Source organism: Sphingomonas sp. PSPC2-2, assembly GCF_049897725.1.
In the GTDB taxonomy this organism is placed as follows: Bacteria; Pseudomonadota; Alphaproteobacteria; order Sphingomonadales; family Sphingomonadaceae; genus Sphingomonas.
Window position 1 is genome coordinate 208,323 of sequence record NZ_JAFCWU010000007.1, and the last position, 18,224, is coordinate 226,546.

An 18,224-nucleotide genomic window follows, 5' to 3' on the forward strand; every position below is an offset into this window, starting at 1 on the left:
CGGCGCGTGGTAAGCTCGCGCTTCCAAAGCGGGGCTGATGTGAATGCGTAAACTCTTTGCCGTCGCCGCGGGGTGTCTGGTCGCGTTCGCGCTCGTGGCTCTGTTCGATTTTATCGGCAGCGCGCTGTACCCCGTATCGGGCGACATCAATGCCGCCGACACAGCGACGCTGGCCGCGCTGATTGCCAGCATTCCCCTGCCCGCAAAAGTACTGATGGTCGTCGGCTGGCTCGCCTCGCCGCTCGGCGGTGCCTGGCTCGCCTTGCGCATTGCCGATGGCCATTGGGTCGGCTGGGTGGTGACTTTGGTGTTTCTGGTGGCAGGCCTGGTCAATCAGGCAATGCTGCCGCATCCGCTATGGATGCAAATCTGCGCGGTGGTTATGCCGTTGCTCGGCGGCTGGCTAGCGCAAAAGCTGCACCACAAACCTTATCCCGGCGAGCCCTTGCTCGGCTGAATCAGCGCGGCCGCGTCCACAGCGCCGGATCGCGCGGCTGTGGCGGATACAGCGTCGCGCGCTGCCGCGCCTCGCGCCATGCGCGCACGATGAAACCGATCTTGGCGATGCCCGAGGTGCTCACCCGCCGATCCCAGGCGCGTGCGCCAAAGGCTGCCACCTTGCGCCCGATCGCGCCATAAATCCCCGCCGCCGCCAGCACCGCCCAGGCCGAGCGGAACGGGAGCACCGGGGTGCCACGCCGCGCACTCGCCTCATAGCGCGCCGCCAGCGTGCCCAACCGCTCGCCCAATTGCCCAAGCCGATCGCGATGCTGTGGCGCAAGCAGGTCGTCCGCCGGAATCTCCAGCTCGTCGAGCCACGTCTGCGGCAAATAACACCGCCCCGCGCGCGCATCCTCGGCCACGTCGCGCGCGATATTGGCAAGCTGGAACGCCAGTCCCAGATCGCACGCGCGGTCGAGCGTCGCCTCGTCATCGGCGGGCACGCCCATCGCCAGCGCCATCATGCAGCCGACCGCGCCCGCGACATGATAGCAATAAAGATACAGATCCTGCTCGGTCTGCGGCCGCCACCCTTGCGCATCAAGCGCAAAGCCCGCGATCAGGTCACGCGCCAGCGCCGGGGGCAACGCCGTCTCCGCGGCAAAGATCCGTAGCGCATCGAACGCCGGGTCCCCGACCACGATCCCGGCCAGCGCCGCCTCGGTCAGCGCCGAGATTTCGGCCAGCCGCGCCGGGCCATCGCTGACCCCGGTCATGTCATGGCCGTGGTCCTGCCCGTCGGCAATGTCGTCGCACGCGCGGCACCAGGCATAGAGCAACCACGCCCGTTCGCGCGTCTTGGGCGCGAACAGGCGGCTGGCGGCGGCAAAGCTCTTCGATCCGCGTGCGATCGATTCCTGCGCGGTCGCGACGATCGCGTCGCGCGAGGGTGCCGCCGCGCTCAAAGGTCGCGCGCGCCGATCTTGGTGATCGTCTCGATCGGCTCGTGGCTCGCCATTTGCGCCAGCAGCCCGTCAAGCGCGCTGTCGATCAGCAGGATCCCGGCATGTTGCGGCCGCAGGAAACCGACGCTCGCCATATGGTGATAGAAAGCGATTAGATGGTCGTAATAGCCAGCGATATTGAGCAGCCCGACCGGCTTGGCGTGATAGCCGATCTGCGCCCAGCTCAGCGCCTCCCACAATTCGTCCATCGTGCCGGTGCCGCCGGGCAGGTTGATGAAACCGTCGGACAGATCGGTAAACGCCTGTTTGCGCTGGTGCATCGTGCCGACGACATGGAGTTCGGTGAGGCCCTGATGCGCCACTTCAGCATCGACCAGCGCCTGCGGGATGATGCCGATCACCTCGCCGCCCGCGGCCATCGCCGCATCGGCCACCGCGCCCATCAGCCCGAGCCGACCACCGCCGTAAACCAGGCCGATGCCACGCTCGGCCAGCGTCCGGCCAACCTCTTTCGCACAGTCAATATACACCGGGTCCGCCGGCGTTGCCGACCCACAATACACCGCCAGACGCTTCACCGTTCCGTCTCCAACATCAATGCCGCCGTGGCCTTTGCACTGCCGACCACCCCCGGAATCCCGGCCCCCGGATGCGTGCCTGCCCCCACGAAATACAGGTTCGGGATATGGTCGTCGCGATTGTGCACGCGGAACCACGCGCTCTGCGTCAAAATCGGCTCCAGCGAGAAGGCGCTGCCGAGATGCGCGTTCAGATCCTGCGCGAAATCGTTGGGTGCATAATGGAATTTGGTGACGATCCGCTCGTGAATGTCGGGGATCAGCCGCCGCCCGACCTCATCGAGGATGCGCTTCTCCAGGATCGGACCGATCTCGTTCCAGTCGACCGGGAATTTGCCGAGATTGGGCACCGGCGCCAGCACGTAGAAAGTCGAATGCCCCTCGGGCGCCATCGACGGATCGGTCACGGTCGGATGGTGCAGATAGAGCGAGAAATCTTCCGGTAGCACGCCATGATCGTAAATGTCGGCGAGTAGCCCTTTATAGCGCGGCCCGAACAGGATCATGTGGTGCGGAATACCCGGCCAGGTGCCCTTGATCCCGAAATGCACCACGAACAGCGACGGCGAATAGCGTTTGCGCGCCAGCCCGTTCTTGGTCCGCTGCGCACTGCGCGAGGATTTGAGCAAGTCGCGATAGCTGTGCATGATGTCGCTGTTGCACGCGACCATGTCGGCATCCTGGTGCCAGCCGCTCGCCGTGGTGACGCCGGTCGCACGGTCGCCCAGCGTGGCGATATCGACCGCGGCATCGTTCAGCCGCAACACCCCGCCCAGCCGCTCGAAATGCTTGACCATCCCGGCGATCAACTGGTTGGTGCCGCCCATTGCGAACCATACGCCGCCGTCTTTTTCGAGCTTGTGGATCAGCGCATAGATCGCGCTGGTGTTCATCGGATTGCCGCCCACCAGCAGCGTGTGGAACGACAGCGCCTGGCGCAGATGCTCGTCCTTCACATAAGACGACACGATCGAATAGACCGAGCGCCACGCCTGATATTTGGCGAGCGCGGGGGCGGCCTTGATCATCGACGCGAAATCGAGAAACGCGACCGAGCCGAGCTTGCGATAGCCCTCCTCATAGACCCCGGCAGAATATTCCAGGAACTTGGCGTAGCCCGCGACATCGGCCGGGTTGAGCTTGGCGATTTCGGCGCGCAGCGCAGGCTCGTCGTTCGAATAATCGAAATTGACGCCATCGGGCCAGTTGAGCCGGTAGAAAGGCGATACCGGCGCCAGCGTCACGTCCTCGGCCATGTCGCGCCCGGTCAGCGCCCATAGCTCCTGCAGGCACGGCGGATCGGTGATCACGGTTGGCCCGGCATCGAACACGAAGCCGTCTTTCTCCCACACATAAGCGCGCCCACCCGGCTTGTCGCGCGCCTCGACGATGGTCGTCTCGACCCCCGCCGATTGCAGCCGGATGGCGAGCGCGAGCCCGCCAAACCCCGCCCCGATGACGATCGCGCGGCGCGGCGTGCCGCGTGGTGCCGCCGAGCTCATGCCGGTTTCCCCCCGATAATCGCGCGCAATGCCCGCGTGATCGGGACCGGTGGCTTCCCGGTCAAAATCCGTGCCTTGTCCATCATCGTCGATTGTCCTGCGTAGAAGCGCCGCACAAGCTGCGGATCGAGCCGGTAAAACCGTTCGAGAATGCGGTAGCGCTCATCAGGGCCGGCGGCGCGAAACAGCATCTTGTCGAGCATACGATAGAAGCCGCGCGCCCGCCACGTCCTTCTGGCGAAATCATGCGTCAGCGTGTGTAACGCCGTGCCCGACAGATCACTCGCCCGCGCGATCAGCGCGGCGAGGCGCACCGCGTCGGGCAACGAATAGCCCGTGGTCGGATGGAACAGCCCGGCGCGCATTCCGGCCTTGGCCACCTTGTTGCCGCCCGATTGCCAATAGGCCTCGAAATCGCCGCCCATCGCCACCGGCAGCACACCCCATTCCTCGCGCGTAACGGTGCGCGTGTCCCAGCCATGCGCCGCGCCATAGGCACGGACGCGCTCGGCGACCGGGTCGGCATTTGCCCCGCCGGGTTCCGCCCGCGCCAGATCGGGCGTGTCGCTATAATAGGTATCCTCGATGAACAGCCGCGTCGCCGACAAGGGCAGTGTGTAGACGAAGCGATAGCCGTCGATCTGCTGCACCGTCGCGTCCATCACGATCGGGCCCGACAGCGCGTGCGGTTCCTCCAGCGCGAATTCGAGCCCGACGAACTTCTGCCAGCCAAGATCGAGCAGGGAGAGATCGCCCGACCCGCGCGCATCGATCACACCCTTCGCCTCGATCCGGTCGCCATCGGCAAGCACCACCGCCGTCGGGCTTGCGGCAAGCACCTTGCGCCCGGTCATCACCGCCTCGGGCGGGAGGGCGGCGCGCACCACCGCGTCGAGCCGTTCGGACTCGATAGAATAATAGGCGCTTTTCAGGGTGCGGCGGTGCGCCGGAAACGCGATGTTATAATGCGTCCAGCCATAACAGATCAGCGGCGCAACCAGCCAGCGATTGTCCTGCGCAATGTCGGTGGCGAAGAACGACCATAAATGATTGCCGCCAATGCTGTCCGATCCCTCAACGATGCGGACGTCGAGGCCGGGTCGCTGCTTGGCCAAGGCCAACGCGATCAGCCCGCCCGCCAGCCCGCCGCCGACGATGGCGATATCGCAGGGGATGATCGAAGGCATCGCCAAGCGATAGCCGAAACGCCGCAGCGCGCAAGCACGCTGCACGCCGAAACCGCCTGACGCGGGGCACCACACGCGCTAATGCGACATCATGGTTGCCATCGCTATCGTCGCCTCAGCGCTCGCCATGTCCGCGATCGTCGGCGTGCGCTATCTCCTCGTCTCGGGTGTGTTCGCGGCGGCGACGCGCGCGCGCCATCCGGGGCTGTATGACGGCCTTTCCCCACAAATCCGGCGCGAGATTGGCTGGAGCCTCGCCTCCGCGCTGATCTATGGCGTGCCCGCCGGCGTGCTGGCCTGGGGTTGGCAGCAGCACGGCTGGACCCTCATCTACCGCGACGTCCACGCCTATCCCTTATGGTATCTGCCGCTGTCGGTGCTGTTGTACCTCTTCGCGCACGACACCTGGTTCTACTGGACGCATCGGTGGATGCACACACCGCGCGTGTTCCGCATCGCTCATGCGGTGCATCATGACAGCCGCCCGCCGACCGCCTGGGCGGCAATGGCGTTCCACCCGATCGAGGCGGTCACCGGCGCTGTGATAATTCCGCTACTGACGCTCGGGATTCCGATCCACATCGGCGCGCTGGGCTTGGTGCTGGGCATCATGACGGTTATGGGGGTGACCAATCATATGGGGTGGGAGATTTTCCCCCGGTTCATGTGGGCCGGTCGATTAGGCGGCTGGGTGATTACCGCGAGCCATCACCAGCGACACCACGATCTGTATCGGGGAAATTATGGGCTTTATTTCCGTTTCTGGGATCGCCTGTGCGGCACCGACAAGGGCATCGGTGATTTCTCGCGCGCGCATACGCAGGCTCGTCGGCGTCGGCGGCGCGGGGATGGGGCTGCTGCTCTCGCTGCCCGGGGCAGTGGCGACTTCTGATCTGGCCGTCGACATTGCCAACCTGCGCTCGCACAAGGGTATGGTGCGCGTCTGCCTGACCGCCGACCCGGCCAATTTCCCCGCCTGCATCGACGATGCAAAGGCGGTGACGCGCTCGATCCCGGCCAGCGCCAGCGGCCTTCATTTCGACGGACTCCCCCCGGGCGGCTATGCCATTGCCGTGATCCATGACGAGAATGGCAACAAAAAGCTCGATACCTTTGCCGGCATCCCCCGCGAAGGCTTTGGTTTCTCGCGCAATCCGCCCATCGCCTTTGGCCCGCCGCGCTTTTCCGCAGCCCGCTTCACCCTGACAGGTGATGCCGATCGGCAACAGGTGCGGATGCGATACTTGCTCTAATCGGGCAACAACGGACCTAAAGCGGTCGCGAGGACGTTACCCCGCCAAATCTCTCTCTGGGAGCTGCCTGTGATTGACCGTCGTTTATACCTTTCCGCCGCCGCCCTGCTGCTGGCCGGTGCCACCCCCGCGCTCGCCCAGGAAACCCCGGCGACGTCCGAACGCGATCAAATCGCCGCGGACTTCGACAAGGACACCGTCACGGTCGGGATCGGCGGGGCGTATTTTCCGGACTATGAAGGTTCGAAGACCTATCGGTTCACGCCCGCCCCGGTCGCGATCGGGTCGGTCAAGGGCTTCGCTTTCTCGGTCGTCGGGAACCGCGCGAGCCTGGATGTGATCCCCAACCGCCCCGGCCAGACGCTCGATCTGCAATTGGGCCCGGTCGGCGTGGTCAATTTTGATCGCTCCAGCCTCTCCAGCATCGATGACCCGCGCATTCGCGCGTTGGGCAAGCGCGGCACCGCGATCGAGCTTGGCGGCTATGTCGGGATTGGCAAGACCGGCGTGATCACCAGCCCGTACGACAAGGTGTCGGTGTCGGTCAGCTATCGCAAGGGTGTATCCGGCGGCCATCGCAGCGACATTTGGGAACCGCAATTCACCTATCTCACCCCGCTCAGCACCAAGGCCGCAGTCGGCCTGTACGCCTCGGCCGAACATGTCGGTCAGGGCTATGCCGACAGTTATTTCAGCATCACGCCAACGCAGGCGCTGGCCAGCGGCCTGCCGACCTACAATGCCCACAGCGGCTGGAAGAGCTATTCGGTCGGCGGGTTCGTGACCTATTCGCTGACCGGCAATTTGCTGCACGGCTTCAAGGTACTGGCGGGGGGTAGCTACTCACGCGAACTGGGTGACTTTTCTTATAGCCCGGTCACCCGCATTGCCGGGTCCCCCAACCAATGGCTGGGCGCGCTCGGACTCGCTTATACCTTCTGAGGAAGCCGCCATTCGACCGGCAGAAGCGCATCGGCGCGACTGCCGGGTCGTCTGCATTTGGTCGCGAAAAGGTCGGCAGCTCGACCGTAACTCGCTCTAACTGGCGCAAACTTGATCAACGCCGCGAAATCCAGTCTTGCGTCGCCACGCCCGAGGTGCCACGCAGCCTGCGCCAGAAGGCCCGTTTCACGATAAAGAGGGTTCGCCCGCATGACCGATCTCCCCCAGGACTCCGGCGCACAGCTGCTCGAGCGACTCGAAGCGGGTGCCGAACGGCGCAGCGAACGCCGCGAATTCTTCCGCACCGCGCTTGGCGCAGGGGCGATCGCTGCGGTGGGCGCCGCAGCCGTGACGCTTGGCTCGCGTGCCATGGCGGACACCACCAGCGATACCAACCTTCTGAACATCCTGCTCAATTTCGAATATCTTGAAGCGCAATTCTATGCCTTCGCCGTCACCGGCGCGGGCCTTCCCAGCGCCCAGCTCGCCCCCGGCAGCGCCAGCACCACCACCGTCGGCGCAGTGACCGGCGGCAAGCAAGTCAGCTTCACCGATCCGCTCGTCGCGAAATATGCGCGCGAGATCGCCAATGAAAAGGCAGCGCAAGTCGCCTTCCTGCGCGCTACGCTGGGTACCGCCGTCGTCGCCCAGCCCGCGATCGATATCGGCAGCACCGCGACCAGCGCCTTCAGCGTGGCGATGCGTGCGGCCAACGTGGTCGCGTCGGGCGTGGCCTTCGATCCCTATGCCAGCGACGAGAATTTCTTGCTGTCCGCCTTCTTCATGGAAGATGTCGTGGTCACCGCATACAAGGCGGCGGCACAGCTTATTTCCACCCCCGCCTATCGCGATGCCGGTGCCGGACTGCTGGCGGCGCATGCGTATCACGCCGCGCTGATCCGCACCGTCCTGTACACCAAGGGCGCGACGACCGCCGCGCTGCGGACTCAGGCCGACGCGATTTCTGCGGTCCGCGACACGCTGGACGGGACGACCAAGGACGATGTCGGCATTTCGCCGGCAGCGATCGCCAACAGCCAGCTTGCGGCGCTCAATGGCTTGACCGCCTCGAACATCGTCCCCGCCGGTACCGATGGCATCGCCTATGGCCGCCTCGTGGCGAACGTGCTCAACATCTTCTATCTCAACAGCCTGGCAGTGACGAAGGGCGGGTTCTACCCGAACGGCCTCAACGCCACCGTCGTCACCAGCGCGGCCAACTGAGCGCCGCCTTCTTTATTGCCTTCGCCCGTATGGGAGAGTTACCGTGAACGACAGCGATATCCTCGTGCCAGCCCCCGATGCCAAGGAGCGCCGCCGCGCCGGGCGTCGTCACTTCCTGCGCAGCGCGAGCGTGGCGACGCTCGCCTTCGGCGGCAGCGCACTGCTTTCTGCCTGCGGCGGTTCGGGCACTTCGACCCCGAGCGCGACCGACAGCTCGACGCCGACGCCAAGCCCAAGCTCGACCGACACGCTGAACGATCAGGACAGCTTCAACTTCCTGCTCAACCTCGCCTATCTCCAGGCGCAATTCTACACCGTCGCGGTGACTGGCGCGGGCCTGCCCAACGCCTTGATCGCCAAGGGCGACGGCAACCAGACCGTGCAGGGCGCGGTAACGGGCGGGCGGCAAGTCACCTTCACCGATCCGCTGGTCGCACAATATGCGCGCGAGATCGCCGCCGATAAGGTTGCGCATGTCGCGTTCCTCCGCTCGGCGCTGGGTGCGGCGACGGTGGCGCAGCCTGCGATCAACATCGATGGCAGCGCGAGCGGCGCCTTCAGCGCGCTGGCGCAGGCGGCAACCGTCGTGGCGGCAGGCGCGGCGTTCGATCCTTATGCCAGCGACGAGAACTTCCTGCTGGCAGCGTTCATGCTGGAAGACGTGGTCGTCACCGCCTATACCGGTCGCCAATCGACGATCGCGACCACCCTGCTGATCGATGCGGCGGCAGGCATTCACGCCACCACGTCGTATCACGCCGGGCTGATCCGCACCGTGCTCTACGCCAAGGGCTCGGTCTCGACTCCGTCGCTGCTGACCAATGCTGGCCTTATCAGCAATGCGCGCGACGCATTCGACGGATCGACCGATCTCGACCAGGGCATTGTCGGCGATTCGGTCACGTCGAACATTTCCCCGCTCGACAGCAACGGCCTCGCGCTCGCCCGCACCGCGGGCCAGGTGCTCAACGTGCTGTATCTCAATAAGAATGCGGTGGTTGGCGGCGGGTTCTTCCCCGGCGGCGTCAACGGCAATATCAAGACCAGCGCGGCAAACTGAGCGACATTACGGGGCTTTGCAGCCGCCGCCAATGCGCCTAGACTGACACCATTCCCCGGGGGGCTGCGCCTGAGCAGCTGAGAGGTAGCTGAGGCTACGACCCGTTTGAACCTGATCCCGTTAGCACGGGCGGAGGGAGGGAGCGGTGTCCGCAGTGGGTTTCCGTTTTCGCTCCATTCCGAGTCTTTGGAGCGACACCATGGCCGACATCCCCGCCCGTACCGAAATCGGCGTCACCACCGGCGCCATCCGTGGCAGCCGCAAGATCCACGTCCCCTCGCCCAACATTCCGGGCCTGGGCGTGGCGATGCGCGAGATCGTGCTCGAACCCTCCGCCAACGAAGCCCCCTTGCGGGTCTATGACACGTCGGGCCCCTACACCGACCCCAAGGCGCAGATCGACATCAACCGCGGCCTGCCGCAGCTGCGCCGCGACTGGATTCTCGCGCGTGGCGACGTGGAAGAATATGACGCCCGCGAAATCCGCCCCGAGGATAACGGCCTCACCGGCCCCGATCGCTCGGCCGGCGTGCCGCAATATCCCAATGTCGTGCGGCGTCCCTTGCGCGCCAAATCCGGCCACAATGTCAGCCAGATGCATTATGCCCGGCGCGGCATCATCACGCCCGAGATGGAATATGTCGCGATCCGCGAAAATCTCGGCCGCGCCGCCGCCAAGGAACAGCTGATCCGCGACGGCGAATCGTTCGGCGCCAGCATCCCCGATTACGTCACCCCCGAATTCGTCCGCGATGAAGTCGCGCGCGGCCGCGCGATCATCCCCAACAACATCAACCACCCCGAAAGCGAGCCGATGGCGATCGGCCGCAACTTCCTGGTCAAGATCAACGCCAATATCGGCAACTCGGCCGTCGCCAGCAATGTCGCCGCCGAAGTCGACAAGATGGTGTGGTCGATCCGCTGGGGCGCGGACACGGTGATGGACCTCTCGACGGGCCGCAACATCCACGACACGCGCGAATGGATCCTGCGCAACAGCCCCGTGCCGATCGGCACCGTGCCGATCTACCAGGCGCTCGAAAAGGTCGGCGGCGTGGCCGAGGACCTGACCTGGGAAATCTTCCGCGACACGCTGATCGAACAGGCGGAGCAGGGCGTCGATTATTTCACGATCCACGCCGGCGTCCGCCTCGCTTACATCCCGATGACCGCCAAGCGCGTCACCGGCATCGTGTCGCGCGGCGGCTCGATCATGGCGAAATGGTGCCTTGCGCACCACAAAGAGAGCTTCCTCTACGAACGCTTCGATGAAATCACCGAGATCATGAAGGCGTATGACATCGCCTACAGCCTCGGCGACGGCCTGCGCCCCGGCAGCATCGCCGATGCGAATGACGAAGCGCAGTTCAGCGAGCTCTACACGCTCGGCGAACTCACCCACCGCGCGTGGAAGAGCGACGTGCAGGTGATGATCGAAGGCCCCGGCCACGTGCCGATGCACAAGATCAAGGAGAATATGGATAAGCAGCTCGAAGTGTGTGGCGAGGCACCCTTCTACACGCTCGGGCCGCTCACCACCGACATCGCGCCCGGCTATGACCATATCACCAGCGGCATCGGCGCCGCGATGATCGGTTGGTACGGCACCGCGATGCTTTGCTACGTCACGCCCAAGGAGCATCTGGGCCTTCCGGACCGTGACGACGTCAAGGTCGGCGTGGTCACCTACAAGCTCGCCGCGCACGCCGCCGATCTCGCCAAGGGCCACCCAGCCGCCAAGCTGCGCGACGATGCGCTCAGCCGCGCGCGCTTCGATTTCCGCTGGCGCGACCAGTTCAACCTGTCGCTCGACCCCGATACCGCCGAGCAATATCACGACCAGACGCTCCCCGCAGAAGGCGCCAAGACCGCGCATTTCTGCTCGATGTGCGGCCCGAAATTCTGCTCGATGAAGATCACGCAGGAAGTGCGCGATTTTGCGGGCAAGCAGAATCAGGGCGTCGAAGGCTTCATCGCGACCGGCCCGACCGGCGCGGAGACCGCGGCAGCCAGCAAGGCCGCGGCGATCAAGGGGATGGAAGAGATGAGCGCGCGGTTTAAGGCGGAGGGCGCGGAGATTTATTTGCCGGCGGCGGAGTAATTCAACAAAAAAGGGAGGCAACGCCTCCCTTTTCCATACATATCGTTATAAAACTAGGCAGCCAAACCTTCGTTTGGTCGGTCTTCATCCTGCCGATTATCTTTTTCGGCGGCATACGTCGATTCTCTCGAACTCGTGGAGTTGCCTGAACCGTAGATGCGGTACGCATCACCCGAAGCAGGCTTCCAATTCCAGTCCTTTGCCTCAATCACTTCGCTTGCTTGCATCTTTTCAAGATAACGCAGTCCAAAAACGCCCATTGCCCGCTCCTACATGCTCCTGATCAACGAACTAGCGATTTTCTCTGAGATAGGCAAGTTTAGCAAGTCCTCGATCCATAGCCATTGCCCTGCAGAGTTGACTTCGAGATACCACCACTTCCCATCCTTATCGACGATGAAGTCGAACGCTCCATAGGATAGACCTAACCTAGCCATAATGGACGACACTTGCATATCTATTTCATTTGGAAGCGAAATTTCCGAGTGAGGCGTGTTTGCAACGTCGTACCGACGCCAATCAACGTTCGCTCGATTGGAACGCTGGGATTCTATTTTACAAGTAAAATTAATCCCCGAAACAAAGGTGTTTCTTACCTCAAAGTCCTTTTCGATATATCTCTGTAGGGTAATTGGATTTTCCGAGTCTGGCATAAAATTGTCTAGATCATCGGGTGATATCTTGTTAACATATATGCCAGAATATCCGCCGTCAGCCGCCTTGAATATGTCCTGAGTCATAAATTTTATGGCTGTAGGACCGGCCTCGCTGAACCTTCGTAACGCTTTTTGATCATTGGACGAAATCATATCCGGGATATTGAAGCCAACTGATCTTGCCAATTCAAATTGAAAGTATTTATTATCCGCCAAGGAGGAGTTTGATATTGGATTCATCCAATATTGACTTCGGAGAGAAGCGTATAAACCATACAGGCATCTATTCCACTCCGATCTCCAGAGTCTAAATGAAGACGTCTCCTGTTCTGTTTGCTGTTCGAGCGTCAGGCTGACTGTCAGTCGCCGCGGCCACACGCATTTAATTTCACTAGCACGGAACTGCCTGCCGCTTTGATTGATTACCCACTCATTTGCTGCGTGATCCAGAACCGTATTTTCTAACGAATTGACATCGAGATTTAATCGAAAGTGCGTCGCCCCGGATCGGGACAGGTGCCCCTGGACAACATCTGCGTGGGTATCAAATATATCTGCAATAATTAGAATCACGGCTTTTCCCTAACAGTGAGCCTTATAGGATTAACCTTCTCAGGCGATTAAAATCCCGATTATAAGATAATGGATATTTAGAACAGTAGTGATACCCAAAAACCTGCGCATTTAAAGTAAAGCTCGGCGGCAAATTTCTCCCTACAAACACCGCGCAGGGTCCATCGCCTTATGCAGCACGCGCGCGATGACGAGTTTGCTGCCGTCGATCCGGTAATAGATGCGATGTTCGCGCGCCGCGATCGAGCGCACACCCTGCCGGAGGCCGCTCGCTATACCAATCTCGGGATAGTCGAGCAGACGGGCGATCGCGGCGTCGATATCGCGCAGATACGCCTTGGCGACTTCGGGGCCGTGCGTGGTCACGCTATAATCGAAGATACCGTCGATATCGCGGACGGAGGCGGCGCGGTATACCGGCTTCAACGCAGCCCGTGGCGCGCCAAACCCCGCGCGATGATGTCCTCGATCGTCGTCTCGACGACGGGAGACGCCAACCCCTCATCGATCGCCGCCTGCAACGCCGCCAGCTTCTCGGCATAGTCCCGGTCGCGCCGCACGAGATCGCGGACATACTCGCTGCCGCTGTCGAACCCGCCTTCGACGGCGCGCGCGTCGGTCCAGCGCTGGAGGTCGTCGGGAAGCTGGACGTTGAGCTGCGCCATCCCGGAAATATACGCTGCCGCGCCGATGCCGACAAGCGACTCAAGAACGATACCGGCACTGCGCCACCTGCACCGCACCGGACAGGCTCACCTCCGACGCGGCAACGCCTTCGCCTACAACCACCGCCCCACGTCCATCGCACTATGCAGAACGCGCTCTACCAGCACCGCATCCGCCGCGACGGTATAGAAAATCCGATGCCGCTGAACCGTGTAGGCCCGCACGGGCGGCACCACATTTGAATGCACGCCGCCGATTTCCGGGTGGTCCAGAATGAGGCGAAACGCCGCCTCAATCCCGTCGAGATAGAGAAGGGCGCGCTCCACGCCGAACTGCTCGACGCTGTAATCGCGAATATCCGCCAGATCGCTTTCGGCCCGGCGGCTTAGCTCAAGCCGGATCGGCACTCGGGTGTTGCGCGCGCAGCCCGGCGCGCAGTTCGTCGAAATAGTCGAACGGATCGCGCTCGCTCACCCCCGAGGCCCGCCCCGCGTCGATCGCCGCCTGCAACGCCGCCAGCTTCTCAGCATCCTCCCGGTCGCGCCGCATCAGCTCGCCGATATAGTCGCCAGTGCTACCGAAGCCGCCCTCGACAGCGCGCGCGTCTGCCCAACTTTGGAGATCGTCGGGAAGGATGACATTGAGTTGCGCCATCGCCGAAATATATGATGGCAGAGCAAGGCCGACAAGCGCCTCAATAACGATACCGGCACTGCGCCACTTCGATCACCGGCGCGTCGCCTTTGCCGCTCACGCGGTACACCAGCCCGCTCCCGCCCGCCAAAATCCGCTGTCCTACACGCGCGCTTTCTGGTTCATCCTGGTCCATGACCAAGGCTCCCAAACGCTCCGCCCGCGCTGCGTCCGGCAGTGCTTCTTCCGCCCCCCTCCCGGACTTCGTGCCCGTCGCGCTGCGCGGCCGCCACGATGGCTGGACGCCTGAGCGACAAACCGAGTTTATCGAGGCGCTCGCCGAATGCGGTTGTGTCGATGCCGCGTGCCGGCGTGTCGGGCTGGACCCGAGCTCCGCCTATCGCCTGCGCCGCCGGGTGGACGCGCAGAGCTTTCGCCAGGCCTGGGATTTCGCTTTGTCCTATGCGATCCGGCGCTTGTCCGACGCGGCGTTTTCGCGCGCCATCAACGGCGTTTCGCGCCCGGTCTTCTATCAGGGCGAACAGATTGGCGAGCGCCGCCATTATGACGAGCGGCTGACGATGTTCCTGCTGCGCTACCGCGACGCTCCGCGCTACGGCAAATGGCTCGACGGGATGGTCACGACCGAGCGGTACGATGGCAGGGCGATCGACCTGTCCAAAATGGTTCACCGCGTCGAGGAGGATGCCTATTACCGCGACTTCGGCCAGGTGCCACGACGGCATGAACCGATCCGGCAGACGCATCTGGTGATGCCCGACGAGCTGGATGCGATGCGCGCGCACGCCGAGGCGCGGCACCAGGCGGCCGAACAGCAGCCCGCCGCGCGCGAGGAGGAAGCGGACTGGCAAGCGTATCTCGACACGCTCGGTCCCGACGCGGGAGAGGACCGGAGCGGGGGCGAATCCGGGGGGACGTAGCGTGGACTTTGTGGACTTCCGCGCGCTTCACACCGTCTCTGGCAGCGCCCAATCGATCGGCGCGCGGCCATGCGCGGCAAGGAACGCATTAGCCTTGGAGAAGGGGCGGCTGCCGAAAAAGCCGTTATGCGCTGCCAGCGGGGAGGGATGCGCCGACTTCAGCACCAGATGCCGCCCGCCCTGCGTCACATCGGCCACGAACGCGGCTTTTTTCTGCGCATGGGCGCCCCATAAGAGGAACACCGTCGGCTGCGCGCTCTCCGCCACCAGCCGGATCACGGCGTCGGTGAAGCGTTCCCACCCCTGCCCCTGATGCGAGGCGGCCGCCCCCTCGCGCACCGTCAGCACTGCGTTGAGCAGCAGCACGCCTTGGCTGGCCCATGCCTCCAGAAAGCCGTGGCGCGCGGGCGGGATGCCGAGATCGGCCTCCAGCTCCTTATAGATATTGCGCAGGCTCGGAGGCAGGCGCACGCCGGGCTGGACCGAGAAGCACAGGCCATGCGCCTGCCCCGCGCCGTGATAGGGGTCCTGCCCCAGGATGACGACGCGCACGTCCTCGCGCGGAGTGAGATCGAGCGCGCGGAACCAGGCGGCAGGGGGCGGAAACACCGGGGTGCCCGCCGCGCGTTCGGCCGAGAGAAAGCCTTTGAGCGCGTGCATATAGGGCTGCTCGAACTCCGCCGACAGCGGCTCGCGCCAGCTCGGATGCAGCTTGATCGCGCGCTCGGCCACTCGCGAGACTCAGCGCTTCTTGACGAACTCGGCGCGCAGCACGAGGCCCTTGATCCCGTCATAGCGGCAGTCAATTTCCTGCGCGTCGCCGGTCAGGCGGATCGATTTGATCAGCGTGCCGCGCTTCAGCGTCTGCCCGGCACCCTTCACGGTCAAATCCTTGATCAGCGTCACCTGGTCGCCATCGGCCAGCACATTGCCGACCGAATCGCGGACCACCACCGCGTCGTCGCCGCCCGTCGCCGTGCTGGCGGCGCTGGCGGCGACCCATTCGCCGGTGGCTTCGTCATAGACGAAGGTGTCGTCGTCGTTCGTCATGCTCATCCCTTGATATTGACCATCGCCACCGGCTGGCCCTTGGAGGTTGGGTTGGACGCGTTCGCCTTGGGGGCCTTTTCGGCCTTGGGCTTGCGCACTTCCTTGTTCGACTTCTTCTGGCTCTTGGCCATTGCGGTTCCTGACCGGGGCGGAAGGCCCCGCGCGACCTTAATCCCAAACCGTGCCGCGACCCGCATCAATTCGCGCGCCGTAAAAGAGCGTCACTTGATCGAAGTCAACATGATTTCCGGACCCAGCCAGCAACCTCTGCGCGCGCGCGCCGTTGATGGCAGACGCCGGGCGTGCCCCCCTTCGCGCCCGGCGTACCGCCCCCGAAAAATGCGTTAGGAGACATGCGATGGGACTGTTCACCAAAGACATTGTGACCTTCGAGGACTTGTTCCTGCACCAGTTGCAGGACGTTTATTATGCCGAGCATCAAATCCTGAAGGCGCTCCCCAAGATGACCGAGAAGGCGACCAACGGTACGCTGAAGGCGGGCTTCGACCAGCATCTGCGCGAGACCGAGGGCCAGGTACGCCGCCTGGAGCAAGTGTTCGACCTGATCGGCGAGCAGCCAAAGGGGGCCACGTGCCCGGCGATCGAGGGCATCATCAAGGAAGCCAATGAAGTTGCCGGCGACATTGCCGACAAAGCAGTACTCGATGCAGCCTTGATCGCCTCGGCACAGGCGGTCGAGCATTATGAAATCACGCGCTACGGCACGTTGATTGCCTGGGCCAATCAGCTCGGTCGCACCGATGTTGCCGCGATCCTGCAGGAAACGCTCAACGAAGAATATGCGACCGACGACAAATTGACCGACCTGGCAACGAGCCGGGTGAACCTCACCGCCGAGGATGCCGTTTCGGCGCAATAAGCACTAGAATGCCCCCGGCACCTCACGCTGAATGGTGCCGGGGCGTTCGGGCGACAGCAGCTCCATCGGTTGACGCAGCGTTGCGACGCGTGCGGCCTGCCCGCTTTGCAACGCGCTCGTGGCCGTGGCCGTAACAGCCGTACAACTCCGCCCCGCCAGATAGTCGAGCGCCGCGCGCGTCGATCGTTCCTGCGGGTTGCCCATGGGATGGGTCAGGTCGTCATCGGCCTGGCAACTCGCCTCCACCGTACCCGCCAGGCCGTTATAATAGGCCCCCTGGTGATTGGCATTCTGCAGCGCGAAGGCAATGACGCGCAGACGATCGTCGCATTGGGTGCGGTCGAGCGCGATCTGGCCGACGGGTTTGCCGTAAGTGTTGGTGCCGATCAGCGCGGCATTGGCGTGCAGATACGGGATTTGAGCGGCGATCACCAATTCGCTCGCCGACGCGGTGCCGGAAGTCCCGATAAACGCAACCTTGGTCGGCGCGACCGACTCAGGCTGCGGCGCGAACATCGCCGTTATGTTGTTCGCCGATTTCTCAGGCCGGAAGGTGGTGTAATCAATCACCTCCGAGGTGGAGCGGTTCGCACCGAGCAAATTGCTCATCAACTCGGCAATCGAGATCAGCCCGCCCCCATTGTAGCGCAGATCGATGATGATATTGGTCACGCCCGCTGCGCGAAACGACGCGAAAGCGCTGCGCAACGCCGGATCGGCGGTCGAGATGAAGGTGCGCAAATTGATGTAGCCGACTTGCCGCCCACCGTCGTTGAGGATCTGCGCGCCAAAGCGGCTGGACACTGGCGTCAGCGCATAGTCGCCCTTGCTGATCGAGACGGTGCGTGTGGCGCCGGTGTCGGTTACCTGGAACGTGCGACTCGTGCCGGAGGTGTCCGGCCCCAGCGCGTTGCTGAGCCCGGCGCTGCCCTCCGCCGCAAGGATCGCCGATACCGTGCGAAGGGTATTCGCACTGGTGCCGATGGCGAGAATCTCGGTGCCGCGGTCCAGCCCGGCGGAAAGCGCCGGCGCGCCTTCAAAGCTCTCCGCGACGAACAGCCGTCCCGCCGTCGGGTCAAGCGTCAGGCGAAAGCCGTAGCCCGCGCTGGTACCCGAATTATAATAAGCGTTTTCCGACGCGATCGAGGTCAGATAGGTGAAATAGCGGTCCTTGCGCTGCGCGCGCGCGGTCGCGGTCAGCGCGTCGATATAATCGCCTACAGTGGTGTAGGGCGTGGGATCGAGCGTGCTCGGCAAGGTATCCGGAAAGAGATACCATTCCCGCAACTGCGCCGCCGCCCAATCCTGCCGATCCCGCAAGGAACAAGTTCCGCCGCTTGCTGGCGTTGGGGTCGGGGTGGACGCGGTCGGCGTTGGGGTCGATCCGCTCGACGTGCTGCCCCCCTCGCCGCAGGCGGACAGCAGCACGATCAGGCTAAAGAGAACCGTTGGGACGCGCGCACGGATCATACCCACCTCTTTGTCGTTGCGCGGAAACGTGCCACGAGCGGTGTGTGCGGTAAAGCGCTCCAATCAAACATTTAGCGAAAGATGCCGCCTCCGCCGATCATG

General features: G+C 63.5%; 24 protein-coding genes and 1 riboswitch. Of the genes, 9 read left to right on the forward strand and 15 right to left on the reverse strand.

The window, feature by feature from the left end:
• The first annotated feature begins 43 nt into the window (after window positions 1–43).
• Entirely contained in the window at window positions 44–457 is a 414-nt protein-coding gene (locus ACP7BY_RS14315) for a hypothetical protein (protein WP_033963579.1), read from the forward strand.
• A gap of 1 nt (window position 458) precedes the next feature.
• Here the strand turns inward: ACP7BY_RS14315 and ACP7BY_RS14320 are convergent, their stop codons facing one another.
• Genes ACP7BY_RS14320 through crtY form a run of 4 tightly spaced genes read right to left on the reverse strand, consistent with a single transcriptional unit; the run spans window position 459 to window position 4,673 of the window.
• Entirely contained in the window at window positions 459–1,406 is a 948-nt protein-coding gene (locus tag ACP7BY_RS14320) for a phytoene/squalene synthase family protein (protein WP_033963580.1), read from the reverse strand.
• Window positions 1,403–1,984, reverse strand: coding sequence for a TIGR00730 family Rossman fold protein (locus ACP7BY_RS14325; protein WP_126845866.1), 582 nt, complete (start codon window positions 1,982–1,984; stop codon window positions 1,403–1,405). Before ACP7BY_RS14325 ends, ACP7BY_RS14320 begins: the two co-directional genes overlap by 4 nt.
• The gene (locus ACP7BY_RS14330; RefSeq protein ID WP_137902475.1) at window positions 1,981–3,486 is read right to left on the reverse strand and encodes a phytoene desaturase; all 1,506 of its coding nucleotides are present in this window, start codon (window positions 3,484–3,486) and stop codon (window positions 1,981–1,983) included. Before ACP7BY_RS14330 ends, ACP7BY_RS14325 begins: the two co-directional genes overlap by 4 nt.
• A complete protein-coding gene (gene crtY, locus ACP7BY_RS14335; RefSeq protein ID WP_033963615.1) occupies window positions 3,483–4,673 on the reverse strand; it encodes a lycopene beta-cyclase CrtY in 1,191 nt (396 codons plus the stop codon). The genes ACP7BY_RS14330 and crtY overlap by 4 nt, the downstream gene beginning before the upstream one ends.
• Before the next feature lie 91 nt (window positions 4,674–4,764).
• Here crtY and ACP7BY_RS14340 point away from each other — a divergent pair, with 91 nt between their 5' ends.
• The 6 genes from ACP7BY_RS14340 (at window position 4,765) to thiC (ending at window position 11,253) form a co-directional block, all read left to right on the forward strand.
• Window positions 4,765–5,565, forward strand: a complete 801-nt coding sequence (locus ACP7BY_RS14340) for a sterol desaturase family protein (protein WP_033963581.1) — start codon at window positions 4,765–4,767, stop codon at window positions 5,563–5,565.
• Window positions 5,522–5,926, forward strand: coding sequence for a DUF2141 domain-containing protein (locus ACP7BY_RS14345; protein WP_137902476.1), 405 nt, complete (start codon window positions 5,522–5,524; stop codon window positions 5,924–5,926). The genes ACP7BY_RS14340 and ACP7BY_RS14345 overlap by 44 nt, the downstream gene beginning before the upstream one ends.
• Before the next feature lie 69 nt (window positions 5,927–5,995).
• Window positions 5,996–6,868: a MipA/OmpV family protein gene (locus ACP7BY_RS14350; RefSeq protein ID WP_033963584.1), complete on the forward strand. Its 873-nt coding sequence runs from the start codon at window positions 5,996–5,998 to the stop codon at window positions 6,866–6,868.
• 210 nt (window positions 6,869–7,078) lie between these two features.
• Window positions 7,079–8,092, forward strand: coding sequence for a ferritin-like domain-containing protein (locus ACP7BY_RS14355; protein ID WP_033963585.1), 1,014 nt, complete (start codon window positions 7,079–7,081; stop codon window positions 8,090–8,092).
• Between the two features lie 43 nt (window positions 8,093–8,135).
• Window positions 8,136–9,152 carry a ferritin-like domain-containing protein gene (locus ACP7BY_RS14360; RefSeq protein ID WP_033963587.1) on the forward strand — a complete coding sequence of 339 codons (1,017 nt, stop codon included), beginning with the start codon at window positions 8,136–8,138 and terminating at the stop codon, window positions 9,150–9,152.
• A gap of 46 nt (window positions 9,153–9,198) precedes the next feature.
• A riboswitch (TPP riboswitch) is annotated at window positions 9,199–9,307 on the forward strand.
• A gap of 44 nt (window positions 9,308–9,351) precedes the next feature.
• Window positions 9,352–11,253: a phosphomethylpyrimidine synthase ThiC gene (gene thiC / locus ACP7BY_RS14365; RefSeq protein ID WP_137902477.1), complete on the forward strand. Its 1,902-nt coding sequence runs from the start codon at window positions 9,352–9,354 to the stop codon at window positions 11,251–11,253.
• A 53-nt stretch (window positions 11,254–11,306) separates the two neighbouring features.
• Here the strand turns inward: thiC and ACP7BY_RS14370 are convergent, their stop codons facing one another.
• The 7 genes from ACP7BY_RS14370 to ACP7BY_RS14400 all read right to left on the reverse strand — a co-directional run bounded on the left by ACP7BY_RS14370 (window position 11,307) and on the right by ACP7BY_RS14400 (window position 13,977).
• The gene (locus tag ACP7BY_RS14370; RefSeq protein ID WP_137902478.1) at window positions 11,307–11,513 is read right to left on the reverse strand and encodes a hypothetical protein; all 207 of its coding nucleotides are present in this window, start codon (window positions 11,511–11,513) and stop codon (window positions 11,307–11,309) included.
• 9 nt (window positions 11,514–11,522) lie between these two features.
• Entirely contained in the window at window positions 11,523–12,482 is a 960-nt protein-coding gene (locus tag ACP7BY_RS14375) for an MvdC/MvdD family ATP grasp protein (RefSeq protein WP_137902479.1), read from the reverse strand.
• Window positions 12,483–12,623: 141 nt separating this feature from the next.
• Entirely contained in the window at window positions 12,624–12,908 is a 285-nt protein-coding gene (locus tag ACP7BY_RS14380; RefSeq protein WP_033963589.1) for a type II toxin-antitoxin system RelE/ParE family toxin, read from the reverse strand.
• The gene (locus tag ACP7BY_RS14385) at window positions 12,905–13,225 is read right to left on the reverse strand and encodes a ribbon-helix-helix domain-containing protein (protein WP_231564901.1); all 321 of its coding nucleotides are present in this window, start codon (window positions 13,223–13,225) and stop codon (window positions 12,905–12,907) included. The genes ACP7BY_RS14380 and ACP7BY_RS14385 overlap by 4 nt, the downstream gene beginning before the upstream one ends.
• 36 nt (window positions 13,226–13,261) lie before the next feature.
• Window positions 13,262–13,555, reverse strand: a complete 294-nt coding sequence (locus ACP7BY_RS14390; RefSeq protein WP_052192074.1) for a type II toxin-antitoxin system RelE/ParE family toxin — start codon at window positions 13,553–13,555, stop codon at window positions 13,262–13,264.
• Window positions 13,539–13,802: a ribbon-helix-helix domain-containing protein gene (locus ACP7BY_RS14395; RefSeq protein WP_033963593.1), complete on the reverse strand. Its 264-nt coding sequence runs from the start codon at window positions 13,800–13,802 to the stop codon at window positions 13,539–13,541. Before ACP7BY_RS14395 ends, ACP7BY_RS14390 begins: the two co-directional genes overlap by 17 nt.
• A gap of 40 nt (window positions 13,803–13,842) precedes the next feature.
• The gene (locus ACP7BY_RS14400) at window positions 13,843–13,977 is read right to left on the reverse strand and encodes a hypothetical protein (RefSeq protein ID WP_269430257.1); all 135 of its coding nucleotides are present in this window, start codon (window positions 13,975–13,977) and stop codon (window positions 13,843–13,845) included.
• On the opposite strand from ACP7BY_RS14400, the gene ACP7BY_RS14405 reads away from it, so the two are divergent.
• The gene (locus ACP7BY_RS14405) at window positions 13,976–14,722 is read left to right on the forward strand and encodes a hypothetical protein (RefSeq protein WP_052192076.1); all 747 of its coding nucleotides are present in this window, start codon (window positions 13,976–13,978) and stop codon (window positions 14,720–14,722) included. The two genes, ACP7BY_RS14400 and ACP7BY_RS14405, sit on opposite strands and share 2 nt — an antisense overlap.
• A 27-nt stretch (window positions 14,723–14,749) precedes the next feature.
• On the opposite strand, the gene ung is transcribed toward ACP7BY_RS14405, so the two are convergent.
• From ung to ACP7BY_RS14420, 3 genes are read right to left on the reverse strand one after another with little or no spacing between them, the layout of a single operon-like run.
• Window positions 14,750–15,454, reverse strand: a complete 705-nt coding sequence (ung, locus tag ACP7BY_RS14410) for a uracil-DNA glycosylase (RefSeq protein ID WP_137902480.1) — start codon at window positions 15,452–15,454, stop codon at window positions 14,750–14,752.
• Between the two features lie 9 nt (window positions 15,455–15,463).
• Complete coding sequence (locus tag ACP7BY_RS14415; protein WP_033963595.1) at window positions 15,464–15,772, reverse strand: alkylphosphonate utilization protein; 309 nt, start codon at window positions 15,770–15,772, stop codon at window positions 15,464–15,466.
• 2 nt (window positions 15,773–15,774) lie between these two features.
• Window positions 15,775–15,903 carry a hypothetical protein gene (locus ACP7BY_RS14420; protein ID WP_260591484.1) on the reverse strand — a complete coding sequence of 43 codons (129 nt, stop codon included), beginning with the start codon at window positions 15,901–15,903 and terminating at the stop codon, window positions 15,775–15,777.
• Window positions 15,904–16,130: 227 nt separating this feature from the next.
• On the opposite strand from ACP7BY_RS14420, the gene ACP7BY_RS14425 reads away from it, so the two are divergent.
• Entirely contained in the window at window positions 16,131–16,652 is a 522-nt protein-coding gene (locus ACP7BY_RS14425; protein ID WP_010406006.1) for a ferritin-like domain-containing protein, read from the forward strand.
• Between the two features lie 3 nt (window positions 16,653–16,655).
• On the opposite strand, the gene ACP7BY_RS14430 is transcribed toward ACP7BY_RS14425, so the two are convergent.
• The gene (locus tag ACP7BY_RS14430; RefSeq protein ID WP_249340806.1) at window positions 16,656–18,122 is read right to left on the reverse strand and encodes a S41 family peptidase; all 1,467 of its coding nucleotides are present in this window, start codon (window positions 18,120–18,122) and stop codon (window positions 16,656–16,658) included.
• Window positions 18,123–18,224: the final 102 nt, after the last annotated feature.